Origin of the sequence: Phyllobacterium sp., from assembly GCF_037994425.1 — a bacterium.
In the GTDB taxonomy this organism is placed as follows: domain Bacteria; phylum Pseudomonadota; class Alphaproteobacteria; order Rhizobiales; family Rhizobiaceae; genus Phyllobacterium.
On sequence record NZ_JBBNAM010000114.1, the window covers coordinates 1 to 1,525 of the forward strand.

2 protein-coding genes are annotated in these 1,525 nt (G+C 60.9%); both read left to right on the top strand.

Going from position 1 to position 1,525, the window contains the following annotated elements; translation table 11 throughout:
* Window positions 1–1,134, top strand: a 1,134-nt coding sequence (gene cobJ, locus AAAB35_RS08345) for a precorrin-3B C(17)-methyltransferase (protein ID WP_340667754.1), incomplete at its 5' end; no start/stop codon positions are given.
* A gap of 168 nt (window positions 1,135–1,302) precedes the next feature.
* The coding region (locus AAAB35_RS08350) for an ACT domain-containing protein (protein WP_340667755.1) at window positions 1,303–1,525 on the top strand (223 nt) is incomplete at its 3' end.

Below are 1,525 nucleotides of genomic sequence, written 5' to 3' on the forward strand. Positions count from 1 at the left end.
GTTGTGCCGCTCTTGGGCGGCACAACGGGGGTGAACGCCCTCGCACGGAAAATTGCAGCGGTCCTCGACATCGCTCCGGCCATCACGACGTCCGGCGAATTGCATTTTGGCACGTGCCTGCTCAACCCTCCGCGGGGTTTCATCCTGAAGAATCCGCAAGACGCCAAGACCTTCATCGCCGATCTGCTTGCAGGCAAGACGGTGAAAATCGAAGGCGAGGCGCCCTGGCTGCGTGAAGCGCGCCTGCCCTTGGACGAAAATGGCGATCTCCTGATCCGGGTAACATCCGACGGCGCCGCACCGAGGGCGGGCGAACTTATCTTCCGGCCCCTGGCCGACGAAGCCTCTGTCCCCGTGAAAAAGCGGGGACGCCTTGCCGTCATAGGCCTAGGCCCCGGTAACCCGGATTTCATGATCCCGGCAGTGAAGCGGGCACTGCATCGAGCCGAGGACGTGCTTGGCTATGAAACCTATGTTCGGATGGCCGGACCTTTCCGGCAGGATCAGACGATCCATATGACCGACAATCGCGAAGAAATGCAGCGCGCCCGCCACGCGTTTGAACTCGCAGCAGCAGGACGTTCCGTGGTCATGATATCGTCCGGCGATCCCGGCGTCTTCGCTATGGCTGCCGCCGTTGTTGAGGCGTTGCACGAATCGGAAGACCCGGTTTGGCATGAGGTCGAGCTCGAAATCCTTCCCGGTGTTTCTGCAGCCATGGCAGCGGCTAGCCGCAGCGGGGCTCCACTCGGCCATGATTTCTGCATCCTCTCCCTTTCGGACAACCTCAAGCCGTGGGACATCATAGAAAAGCGTATTGCGCTCGCCGCCGAGGCGGACCTTGCCATGGCTTTCTACAATCCGATTTCAAAGCCTCGCCCGTGGCAGCTACCGCGCGCCATCGAAATCCTCAGGGAACACCGCAATCCCGCTACACCGGTCGTCCTCGGGCGTGATATCGGCAGGCCGGGCGAAACGCTCCGCACGATTACACTTGGCGAACTCACGCCCGAACAGGTGGATATGCGGACGGTGGTGATCGTCGGGTCGTCGCACACGGCGAGTTTTCCCCGCGCCGGTGGCGGCGCCTGGGTCTATACGCCGCGCTGGTACGGAGCAAAGCCGCAGTCCTAGGTGTTCGATGGCGCCAGCTGCGGAAACTCATCGTTGAGTGAGGAAAGTTCATTTGACCGCAGACGCCAATGCCGGAAAAAGGACTGAGCGCTTCGCATTTGTATCGCCGCCCCTCAACAGCGCTCATTATGATCCGCCCAGATCAGAATGCCTGCATCCGGAGTTGCCATGCCTGACAAGAATTACGTTTTGACACTTACCTGCGAAGACCGCCCCGGTATCGTCGCCTCGGTAACGACCGAACTTGCCGGTATGGATGCCAACATTGCCGAGAGCAACCAGTTCTGGGACCGGCAGACCAACCGCTTCTTCATGCGCATCGCCTTTACCGCGGCGGAAGGAACGACGAAGGACGATGTCGAGCGGGGGCTGAAGCCCGCCATCGAGCGCT